Source organism: Streptomyces cinereoruber, assembly GCF_009299385.1.
GTDB lineage: Bacteria > Actinomycetota > Actinomycetes > Streptomycetales > Streptomycetaceae > Streptomyces > Streptomyces bikiniensis.
In genome coordinates, this window is record NZ_CP023693.1 from 513,300 (window position 1) to 536,958 (window position 23,659).

At 76.4% G+C, this 23,659-nt stretch carries 5 protein-coding genes; 1 reads left to right on the forward strand and 4 read right to left on the reverse strand.

Annotation, left to right across the window (positions count from 1 at the left end; translation table 11 throughout):
- Positions 1 to 12 precede the first annotated feature (12 nt).
- Both CP977_RS02435 and CP977_RS02440 read right to left on the reverse strand, forming a co-directional pair.
- Positions 13 to 423, reverse strand: coding sequence for an SRPBCC family protein (locus tag CP977_RS02435; RefSeq protein ID WP_167308999.1), 411 nt, complete (start codon positions 421 to 423; stop codon positions 13 to 15).
- Positions 424 to 438: 15 nt separating this feature from the next.
- Complete coding sequence (locus tag CP977_RS02440; protein ID WP_062761176.1) at positions 439 to 693, reverse strand: HU family DNA-binding protein; 255 nt, start codon at positions 691 to 693, stop codon at positions 439 to 441.
- Positions 694 to 828: 135 nt separating this feature from the next.
- Here CP977_RS02440 and CP977_RS02445 point away from each other — a divergent pair, with 135 nt between their 5' ends.
- Positions 829 to 1,344 (forward strand): 2'-5' RNA ligase family protein, encoded by a 516-nt coding sequence (locus CP977_RS02445; protein ID WP_152369521.1) that lies wholly within the window; start codon positions 829 to 831, stop codon positions 1,342 to 1,344.
- 43 nt (positions 1,345 to 1,387) lie between these two features.
- Here the strand turns inward: CP977_RS02445 and CP977_RS02450 are convergent, their stop codons facing one another.
- Both CP977_RS02450 and CP977_RS02455 read right to left on the reverse strand, forming a co-directional pair.
- On the reverse strand, positions 1,388 to 8,929 hold the full coding sequence (locus tag CP977_RS02450) for a non-ribosomal peptide synthetase (protein ID WP_152369522.1): 7,542 nt from the start codon (positions 8,927 to 8,929) through the stop codon (positions 1,388 to 1,390).
- On the reverse strand, positions 8,926 to 23,526 hold the full coding sequence (locus CP977_RS02455) for a non-ribosomal peptide synthetase (RefSeq protein ID WP_152369523.1): 14,601 nt from the start codon (positions 23,524 to 23,526) through the stop codon (positions 8,926 to 8,928). Before CP977_RS02455 ends, CP977_RS02450 begins: the two co-directional genes overlap by 4 nt.
- Positions 23,527 to 23,659: the final 133 nt, after the last annotated feature.

Sequence of the window (23,659 nt, forward strand, 5' to 3'; positions counted from 1 at the left end):
TCTCCACACTAATCATGACGAACCGGATGCATGTCTCCATTCGCCCACCAGGCGCCCCATGGCCCACCGGGCCGGGCCCGCGTACGCCGCGAGGGCGAGGGCCGGGCCCTCGATCCGCAGCGTCGTGGCCGATCCGGCCGGCCGGTCGAGGACCGCGTGCCGCAGCCGCAGGCGCACCGGCCCGAGGCGGACCCGCCACGTCCACCGCCGCCGCTCCTCGTCGACGGACTCCACGACGAACCGCGCGGAGACGCCGAGGAACGAGACGACCTCGCCCCTCATGCCGGGCGCGATCCGCCCGCCGTCCACACGTACCGCCCTGATCTGCGGCGACCACGTCGGCCAGAGGGCGGGCACGGCGTACCGCGTCCAGACGTCCTCGGCGGGGGCCGGGCCCTCGGCCCGCAGCGTCAGGGACGTCATCGGCCCGCTCGGCCCTCAGCCGACTCGACCGTGGACGAACTCGTCGAGGGCCTTGCCCGGTCGCAGCCCCACCTCGCCGTCCTCGTCGTGGAAGCTGCCGAAGCCGAGCAGGGTGACCGTCACGCCCTCCTTGAGCGCCTCGGCGATCGCCCCCGCGTCCTCGACCGTGCCGAACACGGCGTCGACGATGCGGCCGATCTGCTCGGCGGACGGGGCGTCCCCGTCCGCCACCTTGCGCGTGACCGCCTCGATCAGTCCGGACCTGTCCATGCGACGCACCCACTCCTCGACGGGAAGACCGGCGGAGCGGCGACCTCTTCACCTGCCGGTCACCGCCGTCCGGGGCCACCATCGTCACATCGCCACCGCTCTTCCGCACGCGGCGCGCGGCCGTAGGCTGCCCGTGTGCACAGTGTGGAACTCCTGCCCGACGCGGCGACCGAGCGGGCCGTCCGGGAGGCGTGGCGGCTTCTGGCGGACGTCGGTCTGCCCAGTCTGGCCGGGCACCGCCATCCGACGAACCGGCCCCACCTCACCCTCGCCTCGGCCGACGCCCTGTCCGGCGAGGTGCGCGCCCGGCTGCTCCACGTGCTCGCGGAGGCGCTGCCGGTGCCCCTGCGCCTTGACGGGCTCGTGCGGTTCTCCGGCCGGACCCGCGTCCTGGCGTGGGCCGTACGGCCCGACGACGCCCTGCTCCGGCTGCACGAGGAGGTGGGACGGATCCTGCGCGAGGCGCCGGGGAGCGGCAGGCCGAACCCCCTCCTCGATCCGGCCCGCTGGGTCCCCCACGTCACGCTCGCCCGGGGGCGCGGGGCCTTCCCCGACCCGCCCGCCGGTGCGCCGGGAGCCCTGGCCGGGGAGTGGACGACCGCCCGGCACTACGACTCGGTCACCCGTACGGTCGCGTACCTGGCCTCCTGACCGGGGCGGAGGGGGCGCGCGTCCGCCCCCTCCGTCCCGGCCGTCACTCCGCGTCCGGGGCCGGCAGGAAGCCCGTCCCCCGGAAGTAGGCCAGGTAGCGCACGAGGACCTTCTCCGTCAGGGCCGGTGGCCGTACGCCGAGTTCCGCCGCCGCGGCGGCCGTGCGGCGGGAATCGAAGCGGCGTCCGTCGACCGCCTCCCCGGTGCTGCCTCCCTCGCCGAGGAACAGCTGGGCGGCGTTGTCGGGGCGGGCCGCGACGAGCGTCCGCCACTCCTCGGCGGGCACCCTGCGCAGCTCGTAACCGAGCTTCTCGGCGACGGCGAACACCCTTTCGAGGTCCGGCGCGTCCGGATGGGTGTACTGGAAGGTGTCCGTGCCGCCGGGCGCGGCCGTGGCGAGCGCCACCACCGCCGCGCTGACGTAGTCGACGGGCACCCAGCCCGTCGAGCCGTGCGGCAGGTCGGGGACCGCCTTCGCCTGGAGGCAACCCTTGATGAGCTGCCACAGCAGGTCGCGGTCCTGGCAGGCGCCGGTGGCGGTGTCGCCGCTGATGCGGCCGGGCCGGTGGACGGTGACCGGGAGGCCGCGTTCGCGCGCCAGGCCGATCAGGCCCTCCGCGACCCACTTGCTCCGCGCGTAGCCGTCGGGCAGGGCGTCGGCCGGGCCGGTCGGCGTGGTCTCCGTGACCGTCACGGGACCGGCCGACGGGGCGTGGACGCTCGTCGTGGACACGTGGTGCATGCCGGGCGAGTCGGAGTCGGCGAGCATCCGCAGCAGTTCCTCGGTCCCGGCGACGTTCGCGGCGCGCAGGTCGCCGTAGCCGGCCGCGAAGTTGACCCGGGCGCCGTTGTGCAGCACGGGGCCGAGCCGGCGGACGAGCGCGGCGCGGGCCTCCGGGGTGAGGCCGAGGCGCGGGGCGGCGAGGTCGCCGGGCACGGGCCGGATCAGGTCCGTGTAGCGGTCGCGCCACAGGCCGTACCGCCGCAGGTTCTCCCGCAGGCGGTGCGCGCCGTCCCGCTCGTCCGCGGCGCGGACCAGGCAGTCGACCGGTTCGCCGGTCGTCTCGATCAGGTCGCGCAGCAGGAACGCGCCGAGGAAGCCGGAGGCGCCGGTCAGGAGGGGCCTGGGCGAGGGGCGGGAGCGGTGCCGCCGTGCCGGGTCCGCCGGTGCGGGCGTGCGTCCGGCGCCGGTGACGTCGTCGGCGAGGCGGACCTCCGCCGTCCAGTCCACCGGTCCGGGCCCGTGCGGCGGGGCGGTGCCGTCCTCCGGGTCGGCCAGGAGGCGGGCGACGCCCTCGACCGTCGGGGCGGCGAACAGGGCGCGCAGCGACAGGCGTCGGCCGCACTCCTCCTCGATGCGGCGGGCCAGCGTCACGGCGAGCAGGGAGTGTCCGCCGAGGGCGAAGAAGTCGTCCGTGACGCCGACCCGGGGCACCCCGAGGGTCCGCGCGAACACCTCGCACAGGGCCCGTTCCCGGTCCGTGCGCGGCTCGCGTCCGCCGCCGCGCGGCTCCTCGGGTGCCGGCAGGGCCTTGCGGTCCGTCTTGCCGTTGGGCGTGAGGGGGAGCGCGTCGAGGCGTACGTGGGCGGAGGGGACCATGTGGTCGGGCAGGACGTCCGCCAGGCGGGCCCGCACCTCGGCCGCGTCGGGGCCGGCCGTCCCCTCGGCGGGCACGGTGTAGGCGACCAGGCGGCGGTCGCCGGGGCGGTCCTCCCGTACGACGGCGCAGGCGGCGGCGACGCCGGGAAGGGCGGTGAGCGCCGCCTCGACCTCGCCCAGCTCGATGCGGAAGCCGCGCAGCTTGACCTGGTCGTCCACGCGGCCGACGTATTCGAGCTGTCCGCGGTGGTTCCAGCGGGCCAGGTCTCCGGTGCGGTACATGCGCCCGCCCGCCCGGTCGAACGGGTCGGCCACGAACCGGGCGGCGGTGAGCCCCGGCCGGTCGTGGTAGCCGCGGGCCAGGCCCTCGCCGGAGACGTACAACTCCCCCACCACTCCGGGCGGTACGGGTGCGAGGCGGGCGTCGAGGACCCGGACCCGGGTGCCGTCGACGGGGGCGCCGATCGGCACCGTGCGGTCCGGGGCGAACGGCCCGTCCGCCTGCTGGAAGCCGCTCATGGTGGCGCAGACGGTGGTCTCCGTGGGGCCGTACGCGTTGACGAGGTGCCGTTCGCGCGCCCAGGTCCGGGCGAGGGCGGGCGGGCAGGCCTCGCCGGCGAGGACGATCGTGGTCCCGGCGGGGAGCGAGTCCGGCGGCGTCACCGCGAGGGCGGCCGGCGGGAGCGTCAGATGGGTGATGCCGTGGTCGCGGACGCGGGCGGCGAGGGCCGGTCCGGGCAGCAGGGCGTCGCGCGCGTCGATCTCCAGGCAGGCGCCGGAGAGCAGGGCCATGCACAGCTCCCAGAAGGCGGCGTCGAAGCTCACCGACGCCAGGTGCAGGACGCGGCTGTCCGGGGTGAGCCGCAGCCGTTCCCGCTGGGTGGCGGCCATCGCCCCGATCCCCCGGTGGGTGACGACCACGCCCTTGGGGCGGCCGGTGGAGCCTGAGGTGTAGATGACGTACGCCGGGTGGGCCGGGTGCGGGACGGGCAGGGGGGCGGACGGGTCCGGGGCCGGTTCGCCGTCTCCCGGGTGGAGGTGCGGGACCGCTGTGTGCGGGAGGCGGGGGTGCAGTTCGGGGGTGGTGAGCAGCAGGCGGGGGGCCGCGTCGTCGAGCATGTGCGCGAGCCGGGCGGCCGGGTAGCCGGTGTCGAGGGGCAGGTAGGCCGCGCCGGCCTTGAGGACGGCGAGCAGGGCGACCACCAGGCCGGCGTCGCGGGGCAGGGCCACGGCGACCCGGTCCTCCGGGCCGATGCCCCGCGCGGCGAGCCGCCGGGCGAGGGCGTCGGCGCGCGCGTCGAGCTCGCGGTAGGTCAGGGTGGTGTGCGCGTCGCGGACGGCCGGGGCGTCCGGGGTGCGCCGCACCCAGGGGGCGAGGAGTTCGGGGAAGGTCTCCCCGGGCAGGTCCCGGTGGGGGCCGGTCCCCCACCGGGCGAGGCGGGCGTGTTCGGCGTCGCCGAGGACGTCGTAGGCGTGCAGGGGCAGGCCGGGGTCCTCGGTGACGGCGCCGAGCAGGCGGACGAGCCGGTCGGCCAGGCCGCGCACCGTGTCCGCGTCGAAGAGTTCGGTGGCGTAGTCGACGGAGGCCCGCAGACCGCCGGACGCGTCCTCGTCTCCGGGCGCCCGGGTGAAGGTGAACGACAGGTCGAACTTGCTGGCGCCGAGGTCGACCGGCACGCCGTGGACGGTGAGGCCGGGGAGGTCGACGGGGTCGGCGGGAGCGTGGTTCTGGAGCACCAGCATCGTCTGGAACAGCGGGTGGTGGGGTGCGCGCGCCGGGTTGAGGAGTTCCACGAGGCGTTCGAAGGGGACGTCCTGGTGGGCGTGGGCGGACAGGTCGAACTCCTTGACCCGGTCGAGGAGTTCGCGGAAGGTCGGGTCGCCGCTCAGGTCGGTGCGCAGGACGAGGGTGTTCACGAAGAAGCCGACGAGATCGGTGGTGGCCTCGTCGGTGCGTCCGGCGACGGCCGTGCCCAGGGGGACGTCCTCGCCTGCGCCGTGCCGGGAGAGCAGGAGGGCCAGGGCCGCCCGGAGCACCATGAAGTCGCTGCACCCGTTGGCGCGGGCGAGGGCGGAGATCCGCCGGGCCGTGGTGGCGCCGACGGCGAAGTGGTGGGTGGCGCCCCGGTGCCGGGGCGCGGGGGGACGCGGGCGGTCCCGGGGCAGTTCGACGCATTCGGGCAGTCCGGCCAGGGCGCCCTGCCAGAAGGCGAGTTGGCGCGAGAGCGGGCTGTCGGGGTCCTCCTCGTCGCCGAGGAGCTCCCGCTGCCACAGCGTGTAGTCGGCGTAGTCGACGGGCGGCGGGGTCCACCGCGGGGCCGTTCCGCCGAGGCGGGCGCGGTAGGCGGCGCCGAGGTCGCGGACGAGGGGGGCCAGGGACGAGCCGTCGGCGGCGATGTGGTGGATCACGAGGACGAGGACGTGGGTCTCGTCCGCGAGCCGCAGCAGGGTGGCCCGCAGGGGCAGTTCGCGTGCGATGTCGATCGGTTCGGCCACGGCCGCGGCGATCCGGTCGGCGCACTTGTCCTCGTCCACGGGGTCGAGGAGGAGCGCCGGGCGGGCGTCCTCGGGCGCGAGGACGTGCTGCACCGGGTCCCCCTCCCGCTCGGGGAAGACGGTGCGCAGGGAGGCGTGGCGGGCGACGGTGTCGTGGAGGGCCCGGCGCAGGGCGTCCACGTCGAGCGCGCCCTCCAGGCGTACGGCGAAGGGGATGTTGTACGTGGCCGAGGGGCCGTCGAGCCGGTGGAGGAACCACAGCCTCCGCTGGGCGTGCGACAGGGGGAGCGCGTCGGGCCGGGGCCGGGCCGTCAGGGCCGGGCGGGCCGGGCGGCCGGCGTCCTCCAGGGCGGCGGCGAGCGAGGCGACGGTGGGGTGCTCGAAGAGCGTGCGGATCTCGGTCTCGGCGTCGAGCGCGGTACGGATGCGGCCCACGAGCAGGGTCGCGAGGAGCGAGTGCCCGCCGAGCGCGAAGAAGTTGGCGTCGGCGGCGACCTCCGGCAGGCCGAGCACGTCGGCGAAGAGCCCCGCGAGGATCTCCTCGCGGGCGCCGCGCGGGGCCCGCCCGGTCGTGTCCGGGACGGTGGCGGGCGCCGGGAGGGCGGCCCGGTCGAGCTTGCCGTTGGGGGTCAGCGGCAGCGCGTCCAGGGTCTGCACGGCCGAGGGCACCATGTACGCGGGCAGGCGGCTGCCCACGTGGGCGGTGAGGGCGGCCGGGTCGGGCGTGCGGCCGGGGGCGGGGACGACGTAGGCGGTCAGGGTGCGGTCGCCGGGCAGGTCCTCGCGGACGACGACGCACGCGGCGCGCACCGCCGGGTGGGCGCGCAGGGCGGCCTCGATCTCGGCGGGCTCGATGCGGTGGCCGCGCAGTTTGACCTGCTGGTCGGCGCGGCCCGCGTAGACGACGTCTCCGTCGGGGGTGCGGCGGACGAGGTCGCCGGTGCGGTACATGCGGCCGCCGGCCGGGTCCGAGAGGTCGGCGACGAACCGGGCGGCCGTCGCCCCCGGCTGCCCGAGGTAGCCGCGCGCCACCCCGGGCCCCGCGAGGTACAGCTCGCCCTCGGCGCCGTCCGGCACGGGGCGCAGCGCGGCGTCCAGGACGAGGGCGCGCACCCCGTCGAGGGGCCGTCCGACGGGCGGCACGCCGTCCGGGTCCGCGTCGGCGGCGACCCGGTGCAGGAGGGCGAAGGTGGTGGCCTCGGTGGGGCCGTAGGCGTTGAGGACGCGGGTGCCGGGGTGGGCGGCGGCGAGCCGCTGGAGCACGCCGGGGGCGGCGGCCTCCCCGCCGGCGGCGGCGAGGCGGAGCAGGCCGAGGGCGCCGGGGTCGGTCTCGGCGAAGACGTTGAACAGGGCGGTGGTGAGGAACGCCGCGGTGACGCCGTGGCGGGCGGCGAGCTCCCTGAGCCGTTCCGGCTGGAGCACTCCGTCCGGTGCCACCACGATCCGGCCGCCGCGCAGCAGCGGCACCCAGATCTCGAAGGTGGCGGCGTCGAAGACGTAGGCGGAGTGCAGCAGGACCGCGTCGGCCGCGCCGTCGTCCCAGGTGCGGTCGGCGGCGAGCGCGGCGATGTCGGCGTGGGTGACGCCGACGGCCTTGGGCAGGCCGGTGGAGCCGGAGGTGAACATGGTGTACGCGAGCCGGGCGCCGCCGACGCCGTCGGGCAGCGGGCCGGGGGCGGCGGGCCGACCGTCCCGTACGCGGCCGGCGGCGTCCACGGTCACGATCCGCGCGTCGGGGCCGAGGGTCCGCACCCAGGGGTGCGTACGGTTCGCCTCGTCGACGATCAGGAGCCTCGGGGCGGCGGCCCCGGTCACCCGGGTGAGCCGGTCCGCGGGCCAGCGGGGGTCCAGGGGTACGTAGGAGGCGCCCGCGCGCAGGACTCCGAGCGGGGCGGTGACCTGGGCGGACGAGCGGCCGAGGAGGAGGCCGACGCCTTCTTCGGCGGTCGCGCCGAGGCCGGTCAGGGTCCCGGCCAGGTCGTCGGCGAGGGCGCGCAGCTCCCCGTACGTGAGCCGTTCGCCGGCCCCGGTGACCGCGGTCGCGTCCGGGTGGGCGGCGGCGTGCCGGGCGACGGCGGCCGGGAGGCCGGTGGCGAGGGCGGCGGCGGGGAGGGCGGCTCCCTCGCCCTTGGCGAGCAGCGTCTCGCGCTCGCCGTCGAGGAGGACGGACACGGTGTCGGCCGGTCGGTCGAGGCCGTCGGCCAGGGCCGTCAGGAGGGTGCGCATCCGGGCGACGGTGCGGGCCGTCTCCTCGCGGTCCAGGGCGGTGGGCCGGAAGGCGAAGGTGATCCGCAGGGCGTCGCCGGGGGCGATGGTGAGGGTGAGGGGGTAGTGGGCGGCGTCCGTGCCTTCGAACCCGGTGACGGTCAGGCCGGGCAGGCCCTGCCGGGCGGTGCGCAGGGTCTCCTCGTCCAGCGGGTAGTTCTCGAAGACGGCCAGGGTGTCGAAGAGGGTGTCGAGACCGGTCGTCGCGCGTATCTCGGTCAGTCCCACGTGCTGGCTGCCGAGGAGGCGGCCCTGCTCGTCCTGGAGGCGGGTGAGGAGTGCGGCGAGGGTCTCGCCGGGGCGGAGGGTCAGACGTACCGGCACGGTGTTGATGAAGAGGCCGATCATCGACTCGACGCCGGGCAGCTCCGGCGGGCGGCCGGACACGGTGGTGCCGAAGAGGACGTCGTCGCGGCCGGTGAGCCGGGCGAGCAGCAGGCCCCAGGCGCCCTGGACGAGGGTGTTGAGGGTGAGCCGGTGGGCGCGGGCGGTCTCCCGCAACCGCTCGCTGGTCGCCGCGTCGAGTTCCAGGACCAGGGTCTCGGGCAGTTCGCCCGCGCGGGCCGCCTCCGTCGCGCCGCGCCCGGCGAGGAGCGTCGGCGCCTCGACGCCCGCCAGGGCGGTGCGCCAGGCGTCGAGGGCGGCCGGCTCGTCCTGTCCGGCCAGCCAGGCGAGGTAGGTGCGGTACGGAGTGACGCGCGGCAGGGTGGCGTCGTCGCCCCGGTGCGCGTACAGCTCGAACAGCTCGCGCACGAGGAGCGGCGTCGACCAGCCGTCGAGCAGGATGTGGTGGCTCGTCATCACCAGGCGGTGGCGGTCGGTGCCGGTGCGCAGCAGGGAGAACCGCATCAGCGGCGGGGTGGCGAGGTCGAAGCGCCGGGTGCGGTCGGCGGCGAGGAAGGCGCGGACCCGCTCCTCGACCGTCCGTCCGTCGTCCGGCGCCGTGAGGTCGTGCCGTTCGAGCGGCACCGGGACCTCGGCGGCCACGGCCTGCACCGGTTCGTCCAGGTCCTCGTGGAGGAAGCCCACGCGCAGGTTGGCGTGTCGGCGCAGGAGGGTGCCGACGGCGGCGTGCAGCGCGGCCGTGTCGACGGGGCCTTCGAGGGTGAAGACGAACTGCGCGGTGTAGACGTCGACGGCGTCGGAGTCGTACAGCGCGTGGAAGAGCATGCCTGACTGCAGCGGCGTCAGCGGCAGTACGTCTTCGAGCTGGAACCCGGTCACTTGCGTCCACCCCACTTGTTCTTCAGTCGGTCGAGCTGGTTCTGGTCGAGGGAGACCAGGGGAAGGTCGGACGGCGTCCAGCCGCCCGCGTCGGGCCGTCCGGCGTGTTCGGCGATCGCGTTCAGGGCCCGGTCGAAGGCGTCGGCAAGGTCCGTCACGTCCTCCTCGGCGAGCAGGTCGGCGGGCCAGGTCCAGCGGGTCACGAGGCGGGGCCCGCCGGGCCGGTCCTCGGTGTGGGCGTTGACGTCCAGGACGTGGTGGACGGGCATGTCCGGGTCCTGGGCGGCCGGGCCGCCGCCGTCGAGCACCACCTGCCAGTCGGCTTCCCCGCCGCCCGCCGGGTCCTCCGCCGCGTACCGGCCGAGGTAGTTGAAGCCGATCCGGGGCTCGGCCGCGCCTTCGCGGCGGGCCCGCGCGCCCGGGTCGAGGCGGTACAGCACGCCGTGGCCGATGCCGTGGTCCGGTACGGCCCGCAGCTGCTCCTTGACGCGTTTGACGGCCCGGTCCACGAGGTCGGCGCCGAAGCGGCCGGGGTCGCGCGGGTCGAGGGGGCCGGGGTCGAGCAGGACTGGGTAGAGGCTGGTGAACCAGCCGACCGTACGGGACAGGTCGAGGTGCGGGGCGATCTGTTCGCGGCCATGGCTCTCCAGGTCGAGCAGCACGCCGGTGCCCTCCGGGCGCGGCGCGCCGGTCCGGTCGGCGCGTTCCGCGCGCCAGGAGCGGACGGCGAGGGAGAGGGCCGTGAGCAGGACGTCGTCCACGCCGGCGTGGAAGGCGGCCGGAGCGGTGGTGAGCAGGGCCCCGGTGCGGGCGGCCGCCGGGTGGGTGGTCAGGGTCCGGGTCCGGCCCGCCGTGTCCCGTACGGGGTCGAGGGGCCGGTCGGCGAGCGGCGGGTCGGACGCGCGCGCCACGCTCTCCCACAGCGGGAGTTCGGCCGCCCGGGTGCCCTCCCGGGCCTGGGCGGCGAGGAGCCGCGCCCAGGAGCGGTAGGAGGTGGTGACGGGGGGCAGGACGGGGGTGCCCGGCGCGGAGTCGGGAGTGCCCGGTACGGAGCAGGGGTCGCCCGGCCTGGGGGCGGCGGTGGTCACGGCGTGCCAGGCCGTCGTCAGGTCCTCGGCCAGGATCCGCCAGGACACCGCGTCGACCGCCAGGTGGTGCACGACGAGCAGCAGGCGTCCGCGCGTCCGGGGGCCGGCGTCGCACCACACCGCCTCGAACACCTCGCCGTGCGCGGGCCGCAGCCGTTCCCTGGCCCGCTCGCCCGCCTCGGCGAGGGCGGTGCGGACCCCGTCCGCGTCCCGTCCCGCGACGTCGATCCGGGTGAGACGGGGGCGGACCGGCACGGTCCCCCGGGGCAGGGTCTCCAGGGCCGGTTCTCCCCCGGCGGTGCGGACGACCCGTACCCGCAGCATGTCGTGGTGGTCGACCAGGAGCTGGAGCGCGGCGGCGAGGCGCTCCTCGTCGGCGTCGGCGGGGGTCCGCAGCACGGCGGACTGGTTGTAGCCGTCCGTGGGTCCCGGGCGGTCCAGGAACCAGGCCGCGATGGGGGTGGGCGGCATGGTGCCGACGCCGTCGTCGGCCGGGGCCGGGGTGCGTCCGTCGAGTTCCTCGGCGGCCGCCGCGATCGCCTCGGGCGTGCGGTGCAGGAAGACGTCCCGGGGCGTGACGCCGAGCCGGTTCTCGCGGGCCCGGCTGACCAGTTGGATGGAGAGGATGCTGTCGCCTCCCAGGGCGAAGAAGTCGTCGTCGGTGCGGACCTCGGGCACGCGCAGCACCGTGGCGAACACCTCGCACAGGATCCGCTCCCGCTCGGTGCGCGGCTTCCCGCCGTCCCGCCGTCCGGCCTCCGGGGCGGGGCGGGCTGGGGCCGGGAGCGCGCGCCGGTCCGTCTTGCCGTTGGGCAGCAGCGGCAGTGCGTCGAGGGGGACGAAGTCGGCGGGGACCATGTACGGCGGGAGGGACGCGGCGAGCCGTTCCCGCAGCGTACGGGCGTCGGGGACGCCGGGACCGCCGGGTTCGGGGACGGTGTAGGCGACGAGGCGCTGCTCGCCGGGCCGGTCCTCGCGGACGAGCACGCAGGCGGTGCCGACGCCGGGGAGCGCGGCGAGGGCGGCCTCGATCTCGCCGGGCTCGATGCGCAGGCCGTGCAGTTTGACCTGGTCGTCGGCGCGGGACACGTAGGTGAGGAGGCCGTCCGCGGCACGGCGGACGAGGTCGCCCGTGCGGTACATGCGCGTCCCCGGGGGCCCGAACGGGTCGGCGACGAACCGTTCGGCGGTCGCGCCGGGGCGGCCGAGGTAGCCGCGCGCCAGTCCCTCGCCGGCGAGGTACAGCTCACCCACGACGCCCGGCGGGACCGGGGCGAGCGTGTCGTCCAGGACGTACGCGCGGGTGTTGTCGACGGGGCGGCCGAGCGGCACCGTGCCCGTGTCCCGCGTGCCGGACGCCGTCGCGTCGGCGGGCCGGTGGCGGTGGGCGGTGGCGTCGATGGTCGCCTCGGTCGGCCCGTACAGGTTGTGCACCTCGGCGCCCCAGGCCCGTCCGGCGCGTTCGGCCAGGGACGCGGTCAGCGGTTCGCCGCCGCACAGGACGGCCCGGAGGGCGGCCGGGGGTTCCTCGTGCTCGGTCTCGCCGAGGACGAGGGAGAGGAGCGAGGGCACGAACTGGGCCACCGTCACCCCTTCCCGGCGCATCCGGGCGAGGAGTCCGGCCGGGTCGTGGTTGAGGGACGGCGGTACGGGGCAGGTGGCGCCGCCGTGCAGGAGCGGCAGCCAGGTCTCCCACACCGAGGCGTCGAAGCTCGGCGAGGTGCGGGCGAGGACGCGGTCGGCGTCGGTGAGGGACAGGTGGCCGGCCATCCAGGCCATGTGGTTGGTGAGCGCGGCGTGGGTGACGACGACGCCCTTGGGGCGGCCGGTCGAGCCGGAGGTGTGGATGACGTAGGCGGCGTCCCGCGGGTCCGGTACGGCGTCCGGGGCGGGTACGGGTACGGGCTCCGCCGCCTCCGGGCCGTCGACCGCGAGGACCGGCACCGGCAGGTCCGGCAGCGTCCGCAGGGTCGCCGTGGTGGTCACGAGGAGGACGGGCCGGGCGTCCTCGACCACGAGGCCGAGCCGGGCGGCGGGGTACTCCGGGTCCACCGGCAGCCACGCGGCGCCCGCCTTGGCGACCGCGAGCATGGCCACCACCTGGTGGGTGGTGCCGGGCATCGCGAGCGCCACCACGTCCCCGCGGCCGACCCCGCGCCCGCGCAGCAGGCGCGCCATCGCGTCGGACAGCGCGTCGAGTTCGGCGAAGGTGGTGTTCCGTTCGCCGTCCCGTACGGCGACCGCCCCGGGGGTGCGGTCGCGCTGGGCGCGGAACGCCTCGGGCACGGTCCGGGCCCGCACCGTCCGGGCGGGGCCGTGTCCGCTCCGTACGAGCGCGGTCCGCTCGTCCGCCGTCAGGACGTCCACCGTGCGGACGGGCCGGTCCGGGGCGGCGGCGAGCGTGCCGAGGAGCCGGGTCAGGCGGGCGGCGAGGGCGTGCGCGGTGGCGGGCGCGAAGAGGTCGGTGGCGAACTCCAGGTTCCCGTCGAGGCCGGCGGGGCGGCCCTCCTCGTCCCGGCGCTCGGTGAACGTGAACGTGAGGTCGAATTTGCTGATGCCGGTGCGGACCGGCTGCTCCGTCACCGTGAGGCCGGGCAGGTCCACGCTCGCCCCGGCGTGGTTCTGGAGCACCAGCATGGTCTGGAACAGCGGGTGGCGGTTCTGGGCCCGCTCGGGGTCGAGCGCGTCCACGAGGCGTTCGAAGGGCACGTCCTGGTGGGCGTAGGCCGCGAGGTCGAACTCCCTCACCCGGTCGAGGACTTCGGCGAAGGTGGGGTCGCCGCTCAGGTCGGTGCGCAGGACCAGGGTGTTGACGAAGAAGCCGACCAGGTCGTCGAGGGCCTCGTCGGTGCGGCCCGCGACGGGCGTGCCCAGCGGGACGTCCTCGCCGGCGCCGTGCCCGCGCAGCAGCACCGCGAGCGCGGCCTGGAGGACCATGAAGAGGCTGCATCCCCGGGACCGGGCGAGGTCGGCGAGGGCGCGGTGCGTGGCGGCGTCCACCGGGAAGGCGAACGCGTCGCCCCGGTGGGTGGCGACGGCCGGACGCGGCCGGTCGAGCGGCAGGTCGAGGAGGTCGGGCAGTCCGGCGAGCGCGGTCCGCCAGAACTCCAGCTGCCGGGCGGCCGTGCCGGACGGGTCCTCCTCGTCGCCGAGGAGTTCCCGCTGCCAGAGGGTGTAGTCGGCGTACTGGACGGGGAGTCCGCTCCAGGTCGGCCCCTCTCCCGCGACGCGGGCGCGGTAGGCCGTGCCGAGGTCGCGGGCGAGCGGGGCGAGGGACCAGCCGTCGCCCGCGATGTGGTGGACGAGGAGCACCAGGACGTGGGAGTCGGTCCCGAGGCGGAGCATCCGGGCCCGTACCGGCCGTTCGGAGCCCACGTCGAAGGCGTACGCGGTCTCGGCGGCGAGGACCGCGTCGAGCAGGTGCGGTGCGACGTCGCGGGGCGTCAGGTCGAGGTCGGCGCCGGCGGCGTCGAGGACCCGCTGGCTCGGCACGCCCCCGGTGTCGGGGAAGACGGTGCGCAGGCTCTCGTGCCGTTCGACCACGTCCGTGAGGGCGCGGGTCAGGGCGTCCGTGTCCAGCGGGCCGTCGAGGCGCAGGACGAGCGGCACGTTGTACGTGGGGCTCGGGCCCTCGAAGCGGTGGAGGAACCACAGGCGCTGCTGGGCGTAGGACAGCGGCATCGGGTCGGGTCGGCGGGCGACCCGTTCGAGCCGTGCCCTGGCCGTGCCCGCGCCGTCGAGGACGGCGGCGAGCGCAGCGGGTGTCGGGTGCTCGAAGACGGTCCTGACCTCGGTCTCCACGTCGAGGACGGTGCGCAGCCGGGCGGCGAGGCGGGTGGCGAGCAGGGAGTGGCCGCCGAGGGCGAAGAAGTCGTCGTCGGCGCCCACGGTCCGCAGGCCGAGCAGGTCGGCGAAGAGGCCGCAGACGATCTCCTCGCGGGCGGTGCGCGGGGCCCGGCCGTGGGCCGGGGCGTCGTGCTCGGGCGCCGGGAGGGCGGCGCGATCGACCTTGCCGTTGGGGGTGAGCGGGAGCGCGTCCAGCGGGACGATCGCGGCGGGCACCATGTAGGCGGGGAGGGCGCGGCCGACCTCGCGGGCCAGTTCGGCGGGGTCGGGCCGGGCGCCGACGGCCGGGACGACGTAGGCGACGAGGCGGCGGTCGCCGGGTACGTCCTCGCGGACCAGGACGAAGGCGTCGGCGACCTCGGGACGTCCGGCGAGGACGTTCTCGATCTCGCCGGGTTCGACGCGGTGGCCGCGCAGCTTGACCTGGCCGTCGGCGCGGGCGACGTACGCGACGTGCCCGTCCGGGGTCCAGCGCACGAGGTCGCCGGTGCGGTACATGCGGCCGCCGTCGCCCGCGAAGGGGTCGGCGACGAACCGGGTGGCGGTCGCGCCGGGGCGCCCGGTGTAGCCGCGCGCCACGCCGCGCCCCGCGAGGTACAGCTCGCCGAGGACACCCGGCGGGACCGGCCGGAGGGCGTCGTCCAGGACGTACAGGCGCATGCCGTCCAGCGGGCGGCCGATGGGCGGCGGCCCGGCGGGGAGGTCGGCGGGGACGGCGTACCGGGTCGCGAAGGTGGTGGTCTCGGTGGGGCCGTAGACGTGCAGGACCCGGGTGTCCGGGGCGAGCGAGGCGACCCTCTGCATCGCGTCGGGGGAGGCGAGTTCGCCGCCCGCGCAGACCGTCCGGAGCCCGGCGAAGGCCCCGGGGTCGGTCTCGGCCATGACGTTGAACAGGGCGGTCGTCAGGAAGACGGCCGTCACCCCGTGCTCGTGGACGGCCGCGTCGAGGGTCCGGGCCTCCAGGAGTCCTTCCGGTGCCACGACGACCCGGCCGCCGTTGAGGAGCGGGGTCCAGATCTCGAAGGTGGAGGCGTCGAAGACGTACGCGGAGTGCATCAGGACCGCGTCGGCGGCGCCGTCCGCCCAGGCCGTGTCGTGCGCGAGGGCGGCGACGTCCGCGTGGCTGACGCCGACGCCCTTGGGCAGGCCGGTGGAGCCGGAGGTGAACATGGTGTAGGCGAGGGCGGTCGGGGCGGGTACGGGCGCCGGGGTGCCGGGCCGGTCCGGCGAGCCGCGCAGCACGCGCCCGAGCCGGTCCACGACGAGGACCGGCAGGCGGCCGGCGCGTGCGGTCACCCAGGGGGAGGCGGCGTTCTCCTCGTCGACGACCAGGACGCGGGGCTCCGCCACGGCGGCGACCCGGTCGAGCCGCTCGCCGGGCCAGCGCGCGTCCAGGGGCACGTAGGCGCCGGCCGCGCGGACCGTGCCGAGGGAGACGGCGACGACGGCGGGCGACCGGTTCAGGAGCACGCCGACGGACTCCTCGGGTCCGACGCCGAGGCCGGCGAGGGCGGCGGCGAGGTCGGTGGAGATCCGGTCGAGTGCCGCGTAGGAGAGGGTGGTGGTGCCGTCCACGACGGCCGGGGCGCCGGGGGTGCGGCGCGCCCACCGGGCGAAGAGCGCGGGCAGGGTGCCGTTCCTGGCGTCGACTCCGGTGTCGGCTCCGGCGGGGAGGGCCCGGCCGGTGCCCCAGCGGGTGACGCGGAGGCGTTCCTCCGGGGTGAGCGGGTCGTGTCCGGACAGGCGCCGGTCCGGGTCGGCGACCACCTGTGCGAGCAGTCGGACCAGCCGGGTCGCGAGCGCCTCGACGGTGGCGCGGTCGAAGAGCGCGGTGGCGTACTCGATGCCGCCGGACAGACCGCCGCCGCCCCCGTTCCCGTCCCCGTTCTCTTTCTCGTTCTCCTCGAACGCGAAGGTGAGGTCGAACTTGCTCAGTCCGTTGTGGACGAGGCGGTGCTCGACGGTGAGGCCGGGCAGGTCGGGGCGGACGGGCCGCTGGTTCTGCAGGACCAGCATGGTCTGGAAGAGGGGGTGGTGGTCCCGGGCGCGGACGGGGTTGAGGCTCTCGACGAGCCGTTCGAACGGCACGTCCTGGTGGGCGTGGGCCGTGAGGTCGAACTCCCTGACTCGGTGGAGCAGTTCGCGGAAGGTCGGGTCGCCGGACAGGTCGGTGCGCAGGACGAGGGTGTTGACGAAGAAGCCGACCAGGTCCTCCAGGGCCTCGTCGGTGCGGCCGGCGACCGGCGTCCCGAGCGGGATGTCGTCGCCCGCGCCGTGCTGCCGCAGCAGTGCGGCCACGGCCGCCCGGAGCACCATGAAGAGGGTGCTGCCGGAGGCGCGGGCCAGGTCGAGGAGGCCCGCGTGCAGGGCGGGCGGCACGTCGAGGGCGACCACGGCTCCCCGGGGGTCCGCGACGGCGGGACGGGGCCGGTCGAGGGGCAGTTCGAGCAGTTCGGGCAGGCCCGCGAGCGCACCGCGCCAGTGGTCGAGCTGCCGTTCGAGGACGTCGCCGCCCTCCTGGAGGAGGTCGTGCTGCCAGAGGGCGTAGTCGGCGTACTGGAGCGGGGTGCCGGTCGCGGGTTCGGGCGTCCGGCCGGCGAGGCGGGCGCGGTAGGCGTCGCCCAGGTCGCGGGTCAGCGGTCCCAGGGACCAGCCGTCGCCCGCGATGTGGTGGAGGACCAGGACCAGGACGTGGTGTCCGGGGGCGGCGCGCAGCAGCCGGGCGCGCAGCGGCGGGTCGGTGAGCACGTCGAACGGTTCGCGGACGGCGGCCAGGACGGCGGCCTCCAGGTCCGCCGGGGCCGTGCTCTCGACGGGCGGCCGGGGCGCGGCGCCGGCGGCGGGCAGCACCACCTGGTGGGGCACCCCGTCCCGTTCGGGGAAGACCGTGCGCAGCGCCTCGTGGCGCTCCACGACGTCGCGCAGGGCGGCGCGCAGGGCGTCCGCGTCCAGCTCGCCGCGCAGCTCCAGGACGAGGGGGACGTTGTAGGTGGAGCCGGGGCCCTCCAGGCGGCCGAGGAACCACAGCCGGCTCTGCGCGAAGGAGAGCGGCAGGGGGTCGGGGCGGTGTCGGACGGGCGTCACCGCGGGCCGGGCCGGGCCGGTGGGTTCCAGGACGCGGGCGAGGGCGGCGGCCGTCGGGTGCTCGAAGAGGGTGCGGACGGACAGGTCGGCGCCGAGGAGGCCGCGGATCCGGCTGACGACGCGCATCGCGAGGAGGGAGTGCCCGCCGACGGCGAAGAAGCTGTCGTGCGGTCCGACGGACGGGCGTTCCAGGACGTCGGCGAAGATCCCCGCGACCAGGTCCTCGCGGAGGGTCCGCGGGCCCGGTCCTGTCCGGTCCGGCTCCTCGTCGGGGGCGGGCAGGGCGGCGCGGTCCACCTTGCCGTTGGGCAGCAGCGGCAGGGCGTCGAGGACGACGACCGCCTCGGGCACCAGGTGGTGCGGCAGGGCCTCGGCGAGCGCGTCCCGCAGGGCGGTGACGCCCGGTGCCGGGTCGGCGGTGACGGCGTACGCGACGAGCCGGGGGCGCCCCGGGGCGTCCTCGCGGACCACGGCGCAGGCGGCCGTGACGCCGGGCAGGGCGAGCAGGGTGGCGGCGACCTCGCCCGGTTCGATCCGGAAGCCGCGCAGCTTGACCTGGTCGTCGGTGCGGCCGACGTACGCGAGCCGCCCTTCGCGGTCCCACCGGACCAGGTCGCCGGTCCGGTACATGCGGGTGCCGGGGGCGTCGAACGGGTCGGCGACGAAACGGGAGGCGGTGAGCCCCGGGCGGTCGAGGTAGCCGCGGGCGAGGTGGGAGCCCGACAGGTACAGCTCCCCGGTGACGCCGGGCGGCACGGGGCGCAGCCGTCCGTCGAGGACGTAGGCGCGCGTCCCGTCGACGGGCCGCCCGATGGGCACGGACCCGCCGGGCGCCGGCGGGGCGGGCTCCGCCGGGTCCGCCCGGTGGGCGGTGGCGTCGATGGTCGCCTCGGTCGGCCCGTACAGGTTGTGCGGTTCCGCCTGCCAGCGGGCGGCGACGGCGTCGGCGAGGGCGCGCGGCAGGGGTTCGCCGCCGCAGAGGACGGCCCGCAGGGCGGGCAGCGGCCCGGCCTCGATCTCGCTCTCTGTCTCGGCCTCGGTCTCGGCCTCCTCGGCGAGGACGAGCGCGAGGTGGGAGGGGACGAACTGGGCCACGGTGACGTCGGACCGGCGCATCCAGGAGAGCAGTTCGCGCGGTTCGCGGTTGGCGCCCGGGGGTGCCACGCAGACCTGGGCGCCGTGCGCGAGCGGCAGCCACAGTTCCCAGACGGAGGCGTCGAAGCTGGTGGAGGTGCGGGCGAGGACCCGGTCCTCCGGGCTGAGGTCGAGGTGGCGCGCCATCCAGGCCATGTGGTTGGCGAGGGCCTGGTGGGGGACGACGACGCCCTTGGGGCGGCCGGTCGATCCGGAGGTGTAGATGACGTAGGCGGCGTCGGCCGGGTGGGGCGGGGCCTGGTCCCCGGGCCCGGCGGCCGGTACGACCGAATCGTCGGTCTGTGCGACTCGTACGGCCGGGTCGTCCAGGGAGAGCCGGGGTATGCCGCCCGTGGGTATGCCGGCGGGGACGTCCGTCCCGGTGAGGAGCAGGACGGGGCGCGCGTCGTCCAGCATCTGGCGGATGCGGGCGTGGGGGTACTCGGGGTCGACGGGCACGTAGGCGGCCCCGGCCCGCAGGACGGCCAGCATGGCGACCGCGGTGTCCACCGAGGCCGGGACCGCGAGCGCCACCAGGGTGCCGCGGCGGACACCGCGCTCGCGCAGCACGCGGGCGAGGGCGTCGGCCCGCGCGTGCAGTCCGGCGTACGTGAGGGTGGTGCGGGGGTCGCGGACGGCGGGCGCGTCCGGGGTGCGGGCGGCCCACTCCCCCACCGCCTCGGGCACGGTGAGGGACGGCAGCGGGCGCCGTTCGCCGCGGCCCCGCTCCAGGAGGTCCGCGCGCTCGTCCGGGGTGAGAGGGTCGAAGTCGTCCACGGCGCGGTCGGGTTCGGCCGCGGCGTCGGCGAGGACGCGGGCGAACCGGTCGGCGAGGGCGCGGGCGGTGGCGCGGTCGAAGAGCTCCGTGGCGTATTCCAGGTGACCGCCGAGCCGCACGGGCTCAGGGCTCTCCGGGATCCCCGAAGCCTCCGGGACCCCTGGGCTCTCCGGGACCTCCACGAGGGAGAACGTCAGGTCGAACTTGCTGATGCCGGTGTGCCGGGACCTGTCCCGTACGGTGACGCCGGGCAGGTCGAGCGTGGCGGCCCGCTGGTTCTGGAGCACCAGCATGGTCTGGAAGAGCGGGTGGTGGCCGCCGGAGCGGTCCGGGTTGAGCTCCTCGACCAGCCGCTCGAACGGCAGGTCGGCGCGGTCGAAGGCCGCGAGGTCGAACGCGGCCACGCGGCGGAGGAGTTCGCGGAAGGTCGGGTTGCCGGACAGGTCCGTGCGCAGGACGACGGTGTTGACGAAGAAGCCCACCAGCTCGTCCAGGGCCTCGTCGGTCCGACCCGCCACCGCGGTGCCCAGCGGAATGTCGGTGCCCGCGCCGTGGGCGCGGAGCGTCACCGCGAGCGCGGCGTGGAGGACCATGAAGGGCGTGCAGCCGGTGTCGCGGGCGAGTGCGCCGAGCCGGGCGTACGCGTCGGCGGGCAGGTCGAACGGCACCGCGTCGCCCCGGTGGTCCGGGGCCGTGGGGCGGGGCCGGTCCAGGGGCAGTTCGAGGAGGTCGGGGGCGCCGCACAGGGCGTCGCGCCAGAAGGCGAGCCGACGTGCCACCGGGCTCTCCGGGTCGGTGTCGTCGCCGAGGAGTTCCCGCTGCCAGAGGGTGTAGTCGGCGTACTGGACGCGCAGTTCGGGCCAGTCGGGGGCGGTGCCCGTGGTGCGGGCGCGGTAGGCGGCCCCGAGGTCGCGGCAGAGCGGGGCGAGGGACCAGCCGTCGGCGCCGACGTGGTGGAGCACGAGCACCAGGACGTGCCGGTCGGGGCCGGTGGCGAGGAGCCGGGCGCGTACGGGCAGGTCGGTGGTGAGGTCGAAGGGCTCCGAGGCCAGGCGCCGTACCGTCCGTTCGGCCCAGTCCCCGGCCGGTTCTCCCGCCGGGGGCGTCTCGACGTCGAGGGGGACGAGGGACGCGGCGGTCCGCGCGTCGGTGACGGTCTGGCGGGCCGAGCCGTCGTGTTCGGCGAGCACGGTCCGCAGGCTCTCGTGCCGGGCGACGACGTCGGCGAGGGCGCCGCGCAGCGCCCCGGTGTCGAGGGGTCCTTCGAGGTCGAGGACGAGCGGCACGTTGTAGGTGTCGCCCGTGTCCTCGGCGCGGTTGAGGAACCACAGCCGCTGCTGGGCGAAGGACGGCGGGAGGGGGTCGGGCCGGTCCCTGGGGACGAGGGCGGGCCGGGCCTCCCCTGCCGTGCCGAGGGTGGCGGCGAGGGAGGCCACCGTGGGGTGTGCGAAGAGGTCGCGCAGTTCGGTGCCGGCGCCCGTCGCGGCCCTCACCCGCGAGACGAGCCGGGTGGCGAGCAGGGAGTGGCCGCCCAGGGAGAAGAAGTTGTCGTCGACGCCCACGGCGGGCACCCCGAGGACGTCGGCGAACAGGCCGGCCAGGACCTCTTCGTGCGGGGTGCGCGGCGCGGACCCCTGGGTGGCGGGGGCCTGGGGTGCGGGGAGGGCCTTCCGGTCGACCTTGCCGTTGGCGTTCAGGGGCAGCGCGTCGAGGAGGACGAACGCGGAGGGCACCGTGTACGCGGGCAGGACGCGGCCGAGGGCGCGCGCGAGTTCCGGGCCGTCCGGGCGGGCCCCGGGGGCCGGTACGACGTAGGCGACGAGCCGGCGGTCGCCCGGCGCGTCCTCGCGGACCAGGACGCGGGCGTCGCGGACGCCGGGGCGGGCGAGGAGGGCGTTCTCGATCTCGGCGGGTTCGATCCGGAACCCGCGGAGCTTGATCTGTCCGTCGGTGCGTCCGGCGTACTCGACGTCCCCGCGGGCCGTCCAGCGCGCCAGGTCGCCGGTGCGGTACATGCGGCCGCCGTTCCCGTCGTACGGGTCGGGGACGAACCGGGTGGCCGTGAGGCCGGGCCGGCCCAGGTAGCCGCGGGCGACGCCGGCACCGCTCACGTACAGCTCGCCCACGACGCCGGGCGGCACGGGGCGCAGGGAGGCGTCGAGCACGTACAGGCGCGTTCCGTCGAGGGCGCGGCCGATCGGCGGGACACCGGGGGCGCCGGGCCCGACCCGGTGCCGGGTGGCGAACGTGGTGGTCTCGGTGGGCCCGTACACGTGCAGGACGCGGGTCGCGGGCGCCGCGGCGGCCATCCGGCCCATCAGGTCGGGGGCGGCGGCCTCGCCGCCCGCGGCGACCAGGCGCAGGCCCGTGAAGGCCGTCGGGTCGGTCTCGGCGACGACGTTGCAGAGGGCCGTGGTCAGGAAGACGGCGGTGACGCCGTCGCGGGCGGTCGCGTCCTTGAGCCTGCGGGCGTCCAGGAGGCCTTCGGGGGCGACGACGACCCGGCCTCCGTTGAGGAGCGGCACCCAGATCTCGAAGGTGGACGCGTCGAAGACGTACGCCGAGTGCAGGAGGACCGCGTCGCAGGTGCCGGCCCAGGCGGAGTCGGCGGCGAGGGCGAGGACGTCGGCGTGGGCGACGCCGACGCCCTTGGGCAGACCGGTGGAACCGGAGGTGAACATGACGTAGGCGAGCCGGTCGCCGCGGACGGGCCCCGGCGGCGGGCCGGGCCGTTCCGGGCCGCCCCGGAGGACGGTGCCCGTGCGGTCGGTCACGAGGACGGGCAGCCGGGTGGCGGCCACCTTCACCCAGTCGCGTCCGGCGGCCTCCTCGTCGACGACCAGGGCGCGGACGCGGGCGGTCCCGGCGACGCGGTCGAGGCGTTCGGCCGGCCAGTCGGCGTCCATCGGCACGTACGCGGCTCCGGCCTCCACCGCGCCGAGCGAGGCGGTCACGACGGCGGCCGAGCGGCCCGCGAGGACGCCGACGCCGTCCTCGGCGCCGAGGCCCCAGCCGGTGAGGGCGCGGGCCAGGTCCGTGGCCCGCTCCGCGAGTTCTCCGTACGAGAGGGTGGTGGCGCCGTCCACGACGGCGGGGGCGCCGGGGGTGGCGCGGACGCGGGCGGCGAACGCCTCCGGGAGGCTCGTGGCCGTGGTCCCGGGCGGCAGGGCCGCTCCGCGCCCGTGGTCGAGGAGCGTCCGGGCGGCCTCCGCGTCGAGCAGCGGGAGGTCGCGCACGGGCGTGTCGGAGTCCGCGTCGGCGAGCGCGGCGAGGAAGCCGACCACGGCCTGCTGGTGGAGCCGGACGTCGTCGGGGTGGTGGAGCTCCGGGTTGGTGTCGAAGCCGATCTGCGGGCCGGTTCCCTCGGGCCGTTCGGAGACGAACAGGGACACGTCGTCTACGGGGCCGAGGGAGAGCAGGCGGGAGGCGGCGGGGCTGCCGGCGAAGTCCAGGTCGTAGCCGTATCCCATGATGTTCACGACGAGGTCCGTGAGACGGGCCGCGCCTTCGGCGAGGTTCAGTTCGCGGGCGAGCTGTTCCCGCGAGAAGCGGCGGTGGCGCAGGGCGCCGCGCATCTCGGCGGCGACGCTCCGGACGAGTTCCCCGACCGGCGTACCGGGGTCGACGGTCAGCCTCAGGGGCAGGACGGTGGAGGTCATCCCGACCACGTGCCGGAGGGCGCCGTGGCGGCCGTGGGAGGCGAGGCCCACGCAGACCTCCCGGCGTCCGGTGACCCGTGCCGTGTAGGCGGCGACCGCCGCGACGAGGACCGCGCTCCAGGTGGTGCGGTGGCCGGCCGCGAGCCGCCGCAGGCCGTCGAACACGGGCAGGGGCAGGGTCTCGCCGGTGTGCAGGGCGGCGGGGCCGGGGCCGGACTGGTCGTCGTTCCCGGGCCGCTCGCCGTCTCCCGGCCGGTCCGTCCCGGATCGCTCGCCGTCTCCGGGCCGGTCCGTGCGTCTCCTGAGGAGGGGGGCGCCGTCCGTGCCGCCGTCCTCGGGGCCGGTGCCGTCCGCGGCCCGGTCGGCGAACCTGCCGGTCCAGTAGGCGCGGTCCGCCTCCAGCCCGCCGGAGGCGCGGTGGGCGGCCTCGTCGGCGACCAGGGCGTGCAGGGGGCCGGTGGGCGGCTCCAGCGCCGTGAGGTCCTCGCCGCGCACGGCCCGCGTGTAGAAGTCGGCCACGGCCCGGGTGAAGAGCGCGCCGCCGAGGCCGTCCACGGCGATGTGGTGGAAGCGGACGTACCAGTAGTGGAGGCGCGGGCCGAGCCGCAGCAGTGCGAAGTGGTGGGTCGGTGCTTCGAGGCGGTCGACGGTGGCCATGTCGTCGGCCATGTACCGCTCCGCCTCCGCGACGGGGTCGTCGGCTCCGGTGAGGTCCACCCGGTGCAGCCGGTCGGTTTCGGCCACCGGGCGGACCACCCGCTGGCGGACGGGCCCGTCCCCGGCGACGAACACGGTGTTCAGGCTGTCGCAGAGGTGGGCCACCCGGTTGAGAACGGCGGAGAATAATCTCTCGTCGATCCCTCCGCGAATCTCCAGGCATTCCCCGATGTTGTATTTGGGGCTGCCCGGGTCGACCAGTTGGCCGTACCACACACCCTGCTGGGCCGTAGTCAGTTCGAGGAATTCGGGGGTGGACTCGTCCGACGGAAAGGAGTGGTCTTCAGGCATGCCGACGACACCTTCGGTGAGGGTTTTCAGGGGACGGTTGAGCGGAGTGGGGGCATTCGGCACGACGGGATCGCGACGGATTTCCTCCGCGTGGCGGCACACGCGGGAAGTCGCCGTCCGGTCTTCACCGCCG

What these genes read in the sequence shown, in the direction of transcription:
- CP977_RS02435 (WP_167308999.1), bottom strand. Translation starts at nt 423, where the DNA reads ATGACGTCCCTGACGCTGCGGGCCGAGGGCCCGGCCCCCGCCGAGGAC.
- CP977_RS02440 (WP_062761176.1), bottom strand. Translation starts at nt 693, where the DNA reads ATGGACAGGTCCGGACTGATCGAGGCGGTCACGCGCAAGGTGGCGGAC.
- CP977_RS02455 (WP_152369523.1), bottom strand. Translation starts at nt 23,526, where the DNA reads ATGCCTGAAGACCACTCCTTTCCGTCGGACGAGTCCACCCCCGAATTC.